A 14,326-nucleotide genomic window follows, 5' to 3' on the forward strand; every position below is an offset into this window, starting at 1 on the left:
GGTGAAGGGGGCGTTGCTGGTCGCGGGGACTACCTCGGATGCGGGTAAGAGTGTGGTCACCGCCGGCATCTGCCGGTGGCTGGCCAGGCAGGGCGTCGATGTGGCGCCCTTCAAGGCGCAGAACATGTCGCTCAACTCGTTCGTCACCCCGCAGGGTGCGGAGATCGGCCGTGCGCAGGCCGTACAGGCGGCGGCCTGTGGCCTGGTCCCGCATGCCGACATGAACCCGATCCTCCTCAAACCGGGCAGTGACCGGCGTAGTCAGGTCGTCGTTCTGGGCAGCCCGCTCACCGACGTGGACGCGATGGAGTACGGCGGGCTCAAGGACAAGCTGCGGCAGGTGGCGCTGGAATCGCTCGACCGGCTGCGGGCCGCACACGACGTGGTGATCTGTGAGGGCGCGGGCAGCCCCGCCGAGATCAACCTGCGCCGCGGCGACATCGCCAACATGGGTCTGGCCCGCGCCGCCGGGCTGCCCGTCGTCGTGGTCGGCGACATCGACAGGGGCGGGGTGTTCGCCGCGCTCTACGGCACGGTCGCGCTGCTCGAACCGGCCGACCAGGCGCTGATCGCCGGGTTCGTGGTCAACAAGTTCCGGGGCGCCCCCGAACTCCTCGCGCCCGGCCTCGACACGCTGCGCGAGCTGACCGGCCGGCCGGTCTACGGGGTGCTGCCCTGGCTGGACGGCCTGTGGCTGGACGTGGAGGACTCCCTGGCCCTCGAATCGCGCGACCGCGCCGCCGCCGGAGGCCCGCCGTACGGCAGGCAGTCGCTGCGCGTGGCCGTCGTCCGCCTGCCGCGCATCTCCAACTTCACCGACCTCGACGCGCTGGCCTGCGAACCCGGCGTGGTCGTGCGGTTCGTCACCGGCCCCGCCGAGATCGCCGACGCCGACCTCGTGGTCATCCCCGGCTCCCGCGCCACGGTGCCGGACCTGCGCTGGATGCGCGAGCGCGGCATCGGCCGGGCCATCGCCGAGACGGCCGCCGCGGGCGGCCCGGTGCTGGGCATCTGCGGCGGCTACCAGATGCTCACCAGGACCATCACCGACCTGGTCGAGTCGGGCGAGGGCACGGTACCGGGGCTCGGGCTGCTACCGGCGACCGTCGAGTTCGCCGCGGCCAAGACCCTCGGCACCCCGGTCGGCGAGGCGTACGGCCACCGCGTGGCGGCCTACGAGATCCACCACGGCACGGTGACCCCCGACGACGGCGCGGAGCCGTTCCTGGACGGCTGCCGGGCGGGCGGCGTGTTCGGCACCACCTGGCACGGCGCGCTGGAGAACGACGACTTCCGCCGGGCGTTCCTGACCGAGGCGGCCTCGCTCGCCGGGCGCGACTTCACCCCGGCCCCTGGCGTGTCGTTCGCCGTGCTGCGCGAACGCCGCCTGGACGCGCTCGGCGACCTGGTCGAGCGGCACCTCGACACCACCGCGCTGACCCGCCTGCTGGAATGTGGCCCGCCGTCCGGCCTTCCCTCGCTGCCGCCCGGGGGGACAATGGGGGCATGAGGATCGTCCTGCTGCTGTTCATGATCGCCGTGGTGGTGGCGGTCGTCCTCGGCGTCATGCTCGTCGCACGGACCCGCTCCGCCACTCCGCTGTCCCCGCCCGCCGACGACCCCCGCGAGATCCTCAAGCGGCGCTACGCGGCCGGTGAGATCGACGAAGACGAATACTTGCGCCGAATGTCGGGTTTGTCGCAGGACTGGTGACCCCCGCCGCCGACCGCGCGCCACGAAAGGCGTCGTAACCGTGCGGGGAGTTCACCGATCATGCACAGGTCGGGCATCAGCAGTCACGACGGACGGGCGCCTCACACCGGAGTCGGCCGGGAAGGTCAGCGGTCGGGGATGAGCAGCAGCTTGCCCGTCGTACGGCGGGCCTCCAGGGCCTCGTGTGCCTGGCGGGCCTCGCTCAGCGGGTAGCGCCGGGACACGTCGATCCGCAGGTCGCCGGAGGCGACCCAGCCGAACACGTCGCCCGCCCGCCACAGCAGTTCCTCGCGGGTGGCGATGTAGTGCTCCAGCAGCGGCCGGGTCAGGAACAGCGAGCCGCCGTGGTACAGGCGCATCGGATCGACCGGCGGCACCGCGCCGCTGGCCGCGCCGTACAGGGCCATCATGCCGCGCGGGCGCAGGCTGGTCAGGCTGCCGTCGAAGGTGGCCGCGCCGACGCCGTCGTAGACGACGTGGACCCCTGAGCCGGTCAGGTCGCGCACCGCGTCGGCGAACCCCTCGTACCGCAGCACGGTGTCCGCGCCCGCATCGCGGGCCAGCCGGGCCTTCTCGTCGGTGGAGACCGTGCCGATCACCCGGGCCCCGCGCAGCTTGGCCATCTGGACCAGCAGCAGGCCCATCCCGCCCGCCGCGGCGTGGACCAGCACGTCATCGCCCGGCTTGACCGCATGGACCGAATGGGTGAGGTAGTGCGCGGTCATCCCCTGCAACGGGATGGCGGCGGCCAGGTCGAGGGCCATCTCGTCGGGGACCGGCAGCGCCCGTGTGGCGGGCAGCGTGACCAGTTCGGCGTAGCTGCCTGGCACGCCCGTCCAGGCCACCCGGTCGCCGGGGGCGAACTCCGCGACGTCCTCCCCGGCGGCCAGCACGATCCCGGCCCCTTCCCGGCCGAGGACCGTCGGCAGCGACAGTGGGTAGCGGCCCCTCCGGTGGTAGGTGTCGATGAAGTTGACACCGCAGGCGGCCACCTGGACCAGCAGCTCACCGGGGGCGGGCGCCGGGTCGGGGTGGTCGGTGTAGGTCAGCACCTCTGGTCCGCCGGTGGCGGAGATCACGATGGCTCGCATCATCCTGCTCCTTGATCCCCAATGAGGTGACAAGCGGGCCGGCGCCCGACTTGCGTTCGGCGGCTTGAGAACATATGTTCGAGATAGCACCCGCCTTCCCCCGGGTGGCTCGCGAGGAAACAGCCGGAGCCACAAGGGAGAGCAAGCGCCTTGAGCAGACTCTACGGAGACCCTATCGAGGTCTGGACCCGACACGGCGCACCGAGCCAGTTCGTCTGGCGGGATCGGCTCTATGTCGTCCACGGGGTGCTCGACCACTGGGTCGTGGCCCGCGAGTGGTGGAAGACGTCGGAGAACGACCCGGGCGAGCGCAGGTTCTGGCGGGTCGAGGCCCGCGCGGGCGACCAGGGCGGCACCTACGAGCTGCGCTACGACACCGCGAGCGACGGCTGGCTGATGATCAGGGCGTGGGACTGATGTTCGCCCACCTGCACCTGGCCTCCGCCTACTCGCTGCGCTACGGCACCGCCTTCCCGCAGGCGCTGGTCCGCCGGGCCGCCGAGCTGGGCATGGACATCCTCGCGCTGACCGACCGCGACGGCCTGTACGGCGCGATCAAGCACGCCCAGGCGTGCCTGGCCGCCGGCGTGTCGCCGGTCATCGGCGCCGACCTCGCCCTTTCCGCAGACGAAGACGGCGGTGGCAAGGGCGAGCGGCGGATCACCGTACTGGCCCGCTCGGGCGGCTGGGCCGCCCTGTGCCGCCTGGTCACCGCCGCCCACTACTCCGGGGAGCGCGGCGAGCCCAGGGTGACCCGCGAGATGGTCGCGGCCCACGCCGAGGGCCTGGTGGTCATGCTCGGTCCCGCCTCCGACGTGGGCCACGCCGCCGCGGCCCGGCGCGACGACCTGGCCGCCGGCCTGCTGGCCCGCTGGCGCGCCGCCGTTCCCGACCTGGTGGTCGAGCTGGTCGACCAGTACGGCTACCGTGAGGCCAACACCGCCGCCCGGATGCTCGGCCTGGCCGGCGCGGCCGGGGTGCCCGCCGTGCTCAGCAACGCCGTACGCCACCTCGCGCCGGCCGACTACCAGGTCGGCGACGTACTCGACGCGGCCCGCCAACTGGTCCCGCTGCACCCCCGCCACCTCCCGCACTCCACCTCGCACGCCTACCTCAAGAGCCCGGAGGAGATGGCCCACGTCGCCGCCCGGATCTGCGGCGGCGACGAAGAACAGGCCGCCCGCCTGCTCGCGACCACCCGCCAGGTCGCCGAGCGCTGCGTCCTCGACCCACTGGACCTGCTGGTCCTGGAGAACGACGAGCCCGAGCTGCACCTGCCCGAGATCGGCAGGAACCCGGTGCCGCTGCTGCGCGACCGCTGCGCCGACGGCCTGTACCGGCGCGGACTGGACCGTTCCAGAGACGCCAGGGAGCGCCTCGCCGCCGAACTCGACGTCATCGAGCGCAAGCGGCTGTCCGGCTACTTCATCGCGGTGGCCGGGATCACCGACATGATCCGCGGCATGGGCGTCCGCTGCGCGATCCGCGGCTCCGGCGCGGGCAGCCTGGTCAACTACCTGATCGGCATCGGCGAGGTCAACCCGCTCGACCACGACCTGCTGATGGAGCGCTTCCTGTCCGAGGGCCGGGTCGGGCTCCCCGACATCGACGTGGACGTGGAGTCCGCCCGCCGCCTGGACTGCTACCGCGCCATCTACGAGCGCTACGGCGAGGCCCGGGTGGCCTGCGTGTCGATGATGGAGACCTACCGGGCCCGCAGCGCGATCCGCGACGTGGGCGGGGCCATGGGGCTGCCCCCGCACGAGATCGACGTGATCGCCAAGGCGTTCCCGCACGTACGCGCCAAGCAGATCCGCGCCGCCCTGTCCGACCTGCCGGAGCTGCGCGAGAGCGGGCTGAACGACCGGGCGCTGGCCACCGTGTTCCGGCTCGCCGAGAAGCTGGACGGCCTGCCCAGGCACATCGCCCTGCACCCCTGCGGCGTGCTGGTCGGCAACGCCGGGCTGCGCGACCGCACCCCGGTCGAGCGCAGCCTGCTGGACTTCTCGATGTCGCAGTTCGACAAGGACGACGTGGAGAAGGCCGGCATGCTCAAGCTGGACGTGCTGGGCGTGCGCATGCAGTCGTCCATGGCCTACACGCTCACGGAGATCGAGCGGGTGGACGGCGTTTCGGTACGGCTCGACGAGGTGTCCCACGACGACACCGAGACCTACGACCTGATCGGCACGGGCCGCACCATCGGCTGCTTCCAGATCGAGTCGCCCGGCCAGCGCGAGCTGGTGGCCAAGATGATCCCCCGCACCATGCACGACCTGATCATCGACATCTCGCTGTTCCGCCCGGGGCCGGTCAACTCCGACATGGTCACCCCCTACCTGGAGAGCAGGCACGGCTGGCGGCCGGTCCGCTACCCGCATCCCGACCTGCGAGGGGTGCTGGCCGAGACCAACGGCGTGGTCATCTTCCACGAGCAGATCCTCCAGGTCGTGCACGCCATGACCGGCTGCGGCCTGTCCATGGCGGAGAAGATCCGCCGCACCCTCGACACCCCCGAGGGCAGGTCCAGGGTCCGGGTGTGGTGGGAGCTCAACGTGCGGCCGGAGTACGACAGGGAGACCGTCGAGCGCTCCTGGGAGGTGCTCGACGCGTTCGGCGCGTTCGGGTTCTGCAAGGCGCACGCCGCGGCCTTCGCGCTGCCCACCTACCAGTCGGCCTGGCTCAAGCGGCACCACACGGCCGCCTTCTTCGCCGGGGTGCTCACCCACGAGCCGGGGATGTACCCGCAGCGGGTCATCCTCGACGAGGCCCGCCAGTGCGGCGTGTCGGTGCTGCCGCTGGACATCAACCGCTCGGGCCGGCAGTGGCTGGTCGAGCGGGTCGGCCCGCGCGCAGACCCGCCCGCCGCCGACCCCCAGAGTCCGGCGAGGATCCGCGTCCACCCGGCCGGGCTGGAACCGGCGGGGCGCAGGGCCCCGGCGCCCGCGTGGGTCGGCGAGATGGGCCGGGGGTACGGCCTGCGGGTGCCCTTCTCCGCGGTCAAGGGGGTCAGCGAGGCCGAGGTGGACCGCATCGTCGCGGGCCAGCCGTACACCTCGCTGGCCGACTTCTGGGACCGGGCCCGGCCCTCGCGGCCGATCGCCGAGCGGATCGTCCAGGTCGGCGGCCTGGACGCGCTGCACCGGCTGCGCCCGGGCGGCCCCCGCTGGCGTCCCGGCGAGCTGACCAGGCGCGACCTGATCGCCCAGGTCGGCGTGCTCGAACGGGGCATGCGGTCTGCGGCGCAGCTCCCGCTGGGCTTCACCGAGCACATCGTGCCGGGGGAGCTGCCGGAGATGACCGAGAGCGAGATGGTCGAGGCCGAGCTGAGCATCCTGGGCATGGACGTCAGCCGCCATGTGATCAGCTTCCACGACGACCTGCTGGACGCGATCGGCGTGGTCCGGTCGGCGGAGCTGATGTCCCTGCGCAACGGCGCGGAGGTGCTGGTCGCCGGAGTCAAGGTGGCCACCCAGACCCCGGCGGTGCGGTCCGGCCAGCGGGTGATCTTCACCACCCTGGACGACTCGACCGGCCCGGTGGACCTGACGTTCTTCGAGTCGGTGCAGGGGCACTGCGCGGCCACGGTCTTCGGGTCGTGGCTGCTGGTGGCCCGCGGGGTGGTCAGGCGGACCGGGCCGCGGGCGGTGTCGCTGCGCGCGCTGGACTGCTGGAACCTGCTGGACGTGGACCGGGTGTGGCACGAAAAGGGGATCGCCGGGGCGCGGGCGCTGCTCGGCGCGGCCCCGGTGTCGGCGGGTGCGGTCGGCGGGCGGCGCATCGAGTACGCCAACGGCTTCCGGCTCTCGCCGTACGCCGACATCGGCCCCGCCCCCGGCGTACAGGACCCGCCGCGCCGCCTCTGGCACGCCAGCGGCGGAAGCTCCGGCCCCGCGCCGACCCGGCGCAGCGCCTAGCCGCTCGGCTGGTCGCCCGCGGACTGCGGTTGCAGGACCGGGCCGCCCAGCGGGGGCAGGCTGATCACCCGGGCGTCGTGGCCGGCCTCGGCGTACGGGGCGAAGCGGCCGGGGCGCGGCCCGGCGGGCCGGGTGCGGGCGATCTGCCTGATCGTGGCCGTGCACAGCAGCGCGGCCAGGGAGAAGACGGCGAGCTGGACCAGGCCGACTCCGGTGACCCCGCCCCGCGCGGCGAACCCGGCCCCGACGCTCGCCAGCGCGCCCAGCCAGGCCAGCCACCATGCGGCGAGCAGGGCCAGCCAGCGCCGCCGCCGGGCCGCGGGCAGCCGGCCGCGGGTCTCCCGCCACATGCGGTCGACCAGCAGCGGCGGGACGATCAGGTTGAGCCCGGGCACCAGCCAGCCGGCCAGCACCCCGCCCGACCCGCGGACGCCGGGAACGCTCGCCCGCCTCGCCCTGACCAGCCAGGTCAGGTAGGCGCAGGCGGCGATGACCGCGGTCGCGGCCACCGTGAGCAGGAGCACCGCGAACAGGGTGACGTCGCCGACCAGGGCCTGCCTGCCGGAAGCGTCGGCGCCCAGCAGCGCCAGCCTCCTGGCCAGCCGTTCGCCGCGGGTCGCCTCGAAGATCACCAGACCGGCGAGGGCGGCGAGGTGGACCAGGAAGGCCGCGTGGACGGCCAAGGCCGCTCGGTGCGGTGGTGGCGGGGCAAGGCGCATGAGATCTCTCCCCCCGGCATGCGCGCTGAAGGACCTTGTCCTTCTTCTATCCCGTACGCCACTCCGCTAATCCGCGTTGATCCGAGCTGATCCGAGCTTGTCTCACCCCACGATGCCGGACTCCCAGGCCCAGGCCGCGATCTCCACCCGGTTGCGGACCCCGAGCTTGCTCTGGATGCTGCCCAGGTGGGTCTTGACGGTGGACAGCGAGACGAACAGCTTTCCGGCCACCTCCAGGTTGGTGCGGCCCCGGGCCACCAGACGGACCACGTCCAGCTCCCGCTCGGTCAGCGGCTCGCGGGCCGGCCGTGCCGTACTGGGACGCGGGCGCGCCAGGTGCTCCAGCAGCCGCACGGTGATCGACGGCGACACCAGCGCGTCGCCCACGGCCGCCGCCCGGATGGCCTCCACCAGCAGCGTCGGCCCGCTGTCCTTGAGCAGGAACCCGCATGCGCCGGAGCGCAGCGCGCCGTACACGTATTCGTCCAGGTCGAAGGTGGTGACGATGACCACCCGCAGCGGATCGTCCACCCCGGGGCCCGCGAGGATCCTGGTCACCTCCAGGCCGTCGAGCCGGGGCATGCGGATGTCGAGCAGGCACACATCCGGACGCAGCCGCCTGGCCTGCTCCACCGCCTCGGCGCCGTCCGCCACCGCCGCGACCACTTCGAGGTCGGGCTGGGCGTCGAGGATCATCTGAAATCCGGTCCGCACCAGCGCCTGGTCGTCGGCAATCAGCACCCGAGTAGTCACCCGACCGATTGTGCTGGACCGGCGGGCCGAACGCACATCGCCCGCCTCCCCGGCCATCGCGCCGGGAAAGCACCGGAGAGCGCCGGGCGTGTGTCGAAAAGACCCGAGCCGGGAAACCTATCTCATGTGAAGAAGGTCGTCGGCTGGCTGGCCTGCGCCGCGATGCTGTTGCTCGCCGGAGCCGGGCCGATACGCGGCGTGCCCGCCGACGCGGGCGCCGCGCCGCGCCCCAACATCATCCTGATCGTCGCCGACGACCTGGAGGCGAGCGACCTGCGTTCGTTTCCCAACATCTGGTCCCAGCTCGTCCGCCAGGGCACCTCCTTCGAGCGGTACTTCGTGACCGACTCCTGGTGCTGCCCGTCGCGGGCGTCGATCCTGCGCTCGCAGTACGTGCACAGCCACGGCGTGTTCACCAACACCGCGCCGGAGGGCGGATTCGCGCGGTTCCACAGATCCGGGCTGGAAAGCTCAACGATCGGCACCTGGCTGAAGGGCGCCGGATATCGCACCGCGCTGATGGGCAAGTACCTCAACCACTACCCGGGCAGGGCCGCGCCGCCCACCTATGTGCCGCCCGGCTGGGACGAATGGTACGTACCGGTCAGGCGGCTCTACGAGGAGTTCGGCTACACGCTCAACGAGAACGGCACCCTGCGCGCCTACGGCGACGAGGAGTCCGACTACCTCGCCGACGTGCTCGCCGCCAAGGCGTCCGCGTTCGTGTCCCAGCCGGGCAAGGAGCCGTTCTTCCTCTACCTGGCCCCGGTCGCGCCGCACCTGCCGGCCAACCCGGCTCCAAGGCACGAAGAGGCCTTCGCCGAGGCACGAGCGCCCCGCCCGCCCAGCTTCAACCAGGACGACGTCTCGGCCGAGCCCGAATGGCTGCGTTCGGCCCCCCGCCTGGACGACGACGAGGTGGAGGAGGTGGACGAGCGCCACCGCAGGCGGCTGCGCGCGATGCTCGGCGTGGACGACATGGTGGGCGCCCTCGTGCGGGCGCTCGGCCAGTCCGGGCGGCTGGGCCGGACCTACCTGTTCTTCACCTCCGACAACGGTTTCCACCTGGGCACGCACCGGCTGCCGCTGGGCAAGACCACGCCGTTCGAGGAGAGCATCAAGGTGCCGCTGGTGGCCAGGGGGCCCGGCGTGGCGGCCGGGCGCACGGTCACCGCCATGACCGCCACGGTGGACCTCGGGCCGACGTTCACCGAGCTGGCGGGCACACGGGTGCCCGGCTTCGCCGAAGGGCGTTCGCTGGTGCCACTGCTGACCGGACAGACGCCTGCGGCGTGGCGGAAGAACGTGCTGGTGGAGTTCTACCGGCCGCCGGACTGGTCGCCGGTGCCGGGGGAGGCGCCGCCGTATCGGGCGCTGCGCACGGCCAGGCACACCTACGTCGAGTACGCGGGCGGCGAGCGGCAGCTCTACGACCTGACCGCCGACCCCCACCAACTGGACAACATCGTCACCCGCACGCCCGCCGAGGTGGTCGACTCCCTGGCGCGCACCCTGCACGAGATGGCGGCCTGCTCGGGCGCGAACTGCCGCGTCGCCGACACCCGATGACGATCGTTTAGTGTGGTCCGGGTGCGGGTCGCGTTGTTCATCACATGCGTCAACGACACGCTGTTCCCGCGGACGGGCCAGGCGGTGGTGTCGCTGCTGCGCCGCCTGGGGTGCGAGGTGGAGTTCCCCGCCGGGCAGACCTGCTGCGGCCAGATGCACCTGAACTCGGGATACCGGGCCGAGGGCACTCGTCTGGCCGGGCGGTTCGTCAGCGTGTTCGCCGGGTACGACGCGGTGGTGGTGCCCTCGGGTTCGTGCGCGGCCATGGTACGCGAGCAGTATCCGCGGCTGGCCCCGCCCGGCGCGCCCGCCCGCGCGGTGGCGGCGACCGTGCCCAGGGTCCATGACCTGTCGGAGTTCCTGGTGGACGTGCTCGGCGTCACCGACGTCGGCGCGTACTTCCCGCACCGGGTGACCTACCACCCGACCTGCCATTCGCTGCGCGGCCTGCGCCTCGGCGACCGCCCGGCCCGGCTGCTGCGCCAGGTCCGCGGCCTGGACCTGGTGCCGCTCCCGGATGCGGACCAGTGCTGCGGATTCGGCGGCACCTTCGCGGTCAAGAACCCCGCGGTGTCCGCCGCGATGTGCGCCGACAAGGTCCGCGCGGTGCTCGACACCGGCGCCGAGGTCCTGTGCGCCGCCGACAACTCCTGCCTGATGCACATCGGCGGCGCCCTCACCCGCCAGCGCGCCGGAGTGCGCACCATGCACCTCGCCGAGATCCTGGCCACCACCGAGGCCCGCCCGTGAGTTTCGCGGCGAACGCGGCGCGGGCCGTGCGGGATTCGCAGTTGCGGTACAACCTGCGCAAGGCCACAGGCACGATCCGGAACAGGCGCGCCCAGGTGGTGGCGGAGCTGCCGGACTGGGCGGAGCTGCGGGCGGCCGCCAAGGCGATCAAGGACCACACCCTCCGCAACCTGGACGCCTACCTCGTCGAGCTGGAGGAGGCCGTCACCCGGGCCGGTGGCCGGGTCCACTGGGCCGAAGACGCCGAGGAGGCCGGCCGGATCGTGACCCGCCTGGTCAAGGCCACCGGCGAGACCGACGTGGTGAAGGTCAAGTCGATGGCCACCCAGGAGATCGGGCTCAACGAGACGCTCGCCGCGCACGGCATCACCGCGCACGAGACCGACCTCGCCGAGCTGATCGTGCAGCTCGGCGACGACCTGCCCTCGCACATCCTGGTCCCGGCGATCCACCGCAACCGCGCGGAGATCCGGGAGATCTTCCTGGCCGAGATGGGCCGCCGGGGCCGCCCCGCGCCCGCCGGCCTCACCGACGACCCCCGCGCCCTGGCCGAGGCCGCCCGCCTGCACCTGCGCGACCGCTTCCTGGCCGCCAAGGTCGCGATCTCCGGGGCCAACTTCATGGTCGCCGAGACCGGCACGCTCGTGGTGCTGGAGTCGGAGGGCAACGGCCGGATGTGCCTGACCCTGCCCGAGACTCTGATCAGCGTGGTGGGAATCGAGAAGGTGGTACCGTCCTGGCGGGATCTGGCGGTCTTTTTGCAACTGCTGCCGCGCAGCTCCACCGGCGAGCGGATGAACCCCTACACCTCCACCTGGACGGGCGCGGTGGAAAACCAGGAGTTCCATCTGGTGCTGCTGGACAACGGGCGCACCCGGGTCCTCGCCGACGAGGTGGGCCGCCAAGCGCTGCGCTGCATCCGCTGCTCGGCCTGCCTCAACGTGTGCCCCGTCTACGAGCGGACCGGCGGCCACGCCTACGGCTCGGTCTACCCGGGGCCGATCGGCGCGATCCTCACCCCGCAGCTTCGCGGCATGGAATCCGACCTCGACCGGTCGCTGCCGTACGCCTCCAGCCTGTGCGGCGCCTGCTACGACGTGTGCCCGGTGGCCATCGACATCCCCGAGGTCCTGGTCCACCTGCGGGCCAAGGCCCCGCACCCGCTCGCCGAGCGGGCCGGCATGCGCGCCGCGGGCTGGATCCTCGACCGCCCGGTGCGGCTGGCCCGCGCCCAGCGGCTGGCCGCCCGGTTCCGCCGGCTCGCCCCCGGACGCCTGCCCGGCCCGCTGGCGGGCTGGACCGACACCCGCGACATCCCCGACATCCCGCCGGAGTCCTTCAGGGACTGGTGGGCCAGGACGAACGGAGGCCGCCGATGAGCGGGTCCAGAGAGCGCATCCTCGCCCGCGTCCGCGCCGCCGTGCGCGACGCGCCCGAGGCGGAGATCCCGCGTGCCCATCACCCCGCCGGGAGCCGCGAAGGCATCGCCGCCGAGCGGTTCGCCGAGCGGGTGGGCGACTACCGGGCGTCCGTCCACATCGCGCCGGAGGCCGACGCGCCCGCGCTCATCGCCGAGGCGCTGGACAGGCGCGGTGTGCGGCGCATCGTGGTGCCCGGCGGCCTGCACGCGGAGTGGGCCGCGGCCGTGCCGCCCGCCGCCGTGCTGCGCGACGAACCACCGCTGGCCGCGTCCGCCCTCGACGCCGCGGACGGCGTGATCACGGGATGCGCGGTGGCCGTCGCCGAGACCGGCACGATCGTGCTGGACGCCGGTCCCGGGCAGGGCCGTCGCGCGCTCACCCTGATCCCCGACTACCACCTGTGCCTGGTGCGCGCCGCCCAGATCGTCCCCGGCGTGCCCGAGGCGATCGCCGCGCTGGACCCGGCGCGCCCGCTGACCTGGATCAGCGGCCCGTCGGCGACCAGCGACATCGAACTCGACCGGGTGGAGGGCGTACACGGCCCGCGCACCCTGGAAGTAGTGATCGTCACTCAGTAACGCAGCAGCGCGGCGACGTCCGTGCCGAGCGCGTCGCGCCCGGCGAACCACAGCTCGGCGTCGGTCGTCGCGGCGGCCCGGACCAAGGCGGCGTCGGCGCGTTCGCGCACCGGCTCGGCCACGCCGTACGCCCGCAGGTGGCCGGCCTCCAGGGCGAGCTGCGCGCCCTCCTCGCCGATCCACAGCAGGCCGTCGGCCGACTGGTCGTCGGCGATCAGCAGTACCTCCACGCGGCCGTCGCGCAGCGCCGCCACCGTGTCGTCCAGGCCGCGGGACGACGGCCCGACGCCGTAGCGGTTCAGCAGTTCGGCGCGTCTGCCCTCGACGAACGCGTCCACCGCGGCGTCGGCCGCGGCCTCGAAGGCCGCCGGGTCCGCGCCCTCGGCCCTGCTGCCGTGCTCGGCCATCACCACGCGTTCGGCCGCCGCGGCGCCCAGGTGTTCGCACACCAGCGCCCGCGACCTCGGCGCGCCGCCCACCACGACCAGCTCCGCGCCGGTCCTGCGGACCTCCTCGTCCACCGCCTCGGCGACCGCCATCGCGTTGCGCTCCCAGGTCTCCTCGACCCCTCGTTCGTAGCGCTTCTGCGACCAGCCGCCCTGCCCGGTCTTGGTCAGCGGCCAGTCCTGTTCCTCCCCGACCGCCGTACGGCGGGGCGCCCCGCGCCCGGCCACGATGACGTCGGCCCCGGTGTGGTCGGCGATCACGCGGATGTGCGGGACGCTCTCGCCGCGCTGGGCCAGCAGCGGCATCAGGTGCGGCAGGGCCGCCCAGCGGGCGATCTCCCGGCGCGGCGGCTCGGGCAGCGCCTCATCGTGCGCCACCTGCCCGTGGGTCGCGAACAGCGCGCGGCCCGGGGCGGCCTCGCCGGGGTCGGTCACCCGCTCCTCGATCGCGTCCAGCGACGCGCCGTCGCTCTTCCCGGCGAGGTGGCCGCGCAGTTCCCGCCAGCGCAGCGCGACCTCCTCCGCGCCGCTCGCGTCGGACCGGCCGGCGTACAGGTAGACCGAGGCGAACGGTCCGGGCTGGTCGTAAAGCGGACGGATCGCGTCGAGCTTCATCTTCCACCCCCAGAATGTCGTTCATGTGCGGCGGGTCTCGACGCCGAGTCCCAGCGCCTGCGCCACCTCGGACACGTTGGCGTACTGCAGCTCGGGCAGTGCCCGCACCGCCTCCAGTACGGCGTCCGGCGCGCCCGCCCCTTCCGCGTGGGCGAGCAAAGCGTCCCGCCCGGCTGGGAAGTTCGCGTCGCTCAGCCATTTGGCCAGGTTGCTGCGCCGTTCCACGTCGGTGGGGCTGATCCCCTGCGGGCTGCCCCGCTCGTGGCCCGGCGGCTCGGGCGGCGGGGCGAGATCCTTCTCGCCGGGGCGTTCGGTGGGCTCGGGCTCCTTCCACTCCTCCGCATGTGACGTGCCGCCGCCCCTGACGATGCCCTCGCTCTCCTGCTTCTGGTGCTCGTCCAGGCGCGGGCCGTGTTTTGCGCTGCCGCGTTCCATGGCGTCACCCCCTACGCCGAAGTTGTCCGGAACCGGCCCCCTACCCCCGCGCCCGGTGCCAAACCTGGGCCGCCGTCAGCCGGTCGCCCCCGCCGTCGCGAGGCGCGCCCGCACCGCCGTACGGGCCGGGATGGGCCCGACCGCGCCGGGGCCGGTGGTGGTGAGCGCGGCTGCCACCACCGCGTACCGCGCGGCCTCCACCGGGGACGCCCCTTCCAGCAGCAGCGCGGCGAACGCCCCGTCGAAGGTGTCGCCCGCGCCCGCGGCGTCCACGGGCGTCACGGGGTCTGTCTCTTATACACCTCTGACGCTGCCGACG

The 14,326-nt window shown here is 73.2% G+C and carries 14 protein-coding genes; 8 read left to right on the plus strand and 6 right to left on the minus strand.

Translation table 11 applies throughout. The annotated features are described in order from the left end of the window. Position 1: 1 nt before the first annotated feature. On the plus strand, positions 2–1,510 hold the full coding sequence (locus tag C1I98_RS22330) for a cobyric acid synthase (protein ID WP_111169385.1): 1,509 nt from the start codon (positions 2–4) through the stop codon (positions 1,508–1,510). Beyond that, positions 1,507–1,713 carry an SHOCT domain-containing protein gene (locus tag C1I98_RS22335; protein WP_158558143.1) on the plus strand — a complete coding sequence of 69 codons (207 nt, stop codon included), beginning with the start codon at positions 1,507–1,509 and terminating at the stop codon, positions 1,711–1,713. The genes C1I98_RS22330 and C1I98_RS22335 overlap by 4 nt, the downstream gene beginning before the upstream one ends. A 125-nt stretch (positions 1,714–1,838) precedes the next feature. On the opposite strand, the gene C1I98_RS22340 is transcribed toward C1I98_RS22335, so the two are convergent. Then, a complete protein-coding gene (locus C1I98_RS22340; protein ID WP_199537129.1) occupies positions 1,839–2,804 on the minus strand; it encodes a quinone oxidoreductase family protein in 966 nt (321 codons plus the stop codon). Between the two features lie 150 nt (positions 2,805–2,954). Here C1I98_RS22340 and C1I98_RS22345 point away from each other — a divergent pair, with 150 nt between their 5' ends. Further along, positions 2,955–3,221, plus strand: coding sequence for a DUF6504 family protein (locus C1I98_RS22345; protein ID WP_111169388.1), 267 nt, complete (start codon positions 2,955–2,957; stop codon positions 3,219–3,221). Further along, the gene (locus tag C1I98_RS22350; protein WP_111169395.1) at positions 3,221–6,721 is read left to right on the plus strand and encodes a DNA polymerase III subunit alpha; all 3,501 of its coding nucleotides are present in this window, start codon (positions 3,221–3,223) and stop codon (positions 6,719–6,721) included. The genes C1I98_RS22345 and C1I98_RS22350 overlap by 1 nt, the downstream gene beginning before the upstream one ends. On the opposite strand, the gene C1I98_RS22355 is transcribed toward C1I98_RS22350, so the two are convergent. Together C1I98_RS22355 and C1I98_RS22360 are read right to left on the minus strand one after the other, a co-directional pair. Continuing rightward, positions 6,718–7,440, minus strand: coding sequence for a DUF4328 domain-containing protein (locus tag C1I98_RS22355; RefSeq protein ID WP_111169389.1), 723 nt, complete (start codon positions 7,438–7,440; stop codon positions 6,718–6,720). The genes C1I98_RS22350 and C1I98_RS22355 overlap by 4 nt on opposite strands. A gap of 102 nt (positions 7,441–7,542) precedes the next feature. Then, positions 7,543–8,193, minus strand: a complete 651-nt coding sequence (locus tag C1I98_RS22360; protein WP_199537128.1) for a response regulator — start codon at positions 8,191–8,193, stop codon at positions 7,543–7,545. Between the two features lie 126 nt (positions 8,194–8,319). Here C1I98_RS22360 and C1I98_RS22365 point away from each other — a divergent pair, with 126 nt between their 5' ends. Genes C1I98_RS22365 through C1I98_RS22380 form a run of 4 tightly spaced genes read left to right on the plus strand, consistent with a single transcriptional unit; the run spans position 8,320 to position 12,511 of the window. Further along, entirely contained in the window at positions 8,320–9,762 is a 1,443-nt protein-coding gene (locus C1I98_RS22365) for a sulfatase family protein (protein WP_233508071.1), read from the plus strand. A 21-nt stretch (positions 9,763–9,783) separates the two neighbouring features. Continuing rightward, positions 9,784–10,512 carry a (Fe-S)-binding protein gene (locus tag C1I98_RS22370; RefSeq protein WP_111169397.1) on the plus strand — a complete coding sequence of 243 codons (729 nt, stop codon included), beginning with the start codon at positions 9,784–9,786 and terminating at the stop codon, positions 10,510–10,512. Beyond that, a complete protein-coding gene (locus tag C1I98_RS22375; RefSeq protein WP_111169391.1) occupies positions 10,509–11,891 on the plus strand; it encodes a lactate utilization protein B in 1,383 nt (460 codons plus the stop codon). Before C1I98_RS22370 ends, C1I98_RS22375 begins: the two co-directional genes overlap by 4 nt. After that, positions 11,888–12,511 (plus strand): LutC/YkgG family protein, encoded by a 624-nt coding sequence (locus C1I98_RS22380; protein ID WP_111169398.1) that lies wholly within the window; start codon positions 11,888–11,890, stop codon positions 12,509–12,511. The genes C1I98_RS22375 and C1I98_RS22380 overlap by 4 nt, the downstream gene beginning before the upstream one ends. Here the strand turns inward: C1I98_RS22380 and C1I98_RS22385 are convergent. The 3 genes from C1I98_RS22385 to C1I98_RS22395 form a co-directional block, all read right to left on the minus strand. Further along, positions 12,505–13,572 (minus strand): baeRF2 domain-containing protein, encoded by a 1,068-nt coding sequence (locus C1I98_RS22385; protein ID WP_111169392.1) that lies wholly within the window; start codon positions 13,570–13,572, stop codon positions 12,505–12,507. The genes C1I98_RS22380 and C1I98_RS22385 overlap by 7 nt on opposite strands. A gap of 21 nt (positions 13,573–13,593) precedes the next feature. Next, the gene (locus C1I98_RS22390) at positions 13,594–14,007 is read right to left on the minus strand and encodes a DUF2795 domain-containing protein (protein WP_111169393.1); all 414 of its coding nucleotides are present in this window, start codon (positions 14,005–14,007) and stop codon (positions 13,594–13,596) included. Between the two features lie 75 nt (positions 14,008–14,082). After that, the gene (locus C1I98_RS22395) at positions 14,083–14,289 is read right to left on the minus strand and encodes a PfkB family carbohydrate kinase (protein WP_111169394.1); all 207 of its coding nucleotides are present in this window, start codon (positions 14,287–14,289) and stop codon (positions 14,083–14,085) included. Between the last annotated feature and the right edge of the window lie 37 nt (positions 14,290–14,326).

The organism is Spongiactinospora gelatinilytica, assembly GCF_003236385.1.
In the GTDB taxonomy this organism is placed as follows: Bacteria; Actinomycetota; Actinomycetes; order Streptosporangiales; family Streptosporangiaceae; genus Spongiactinospora; species Spongiactinospora gelatinilytica.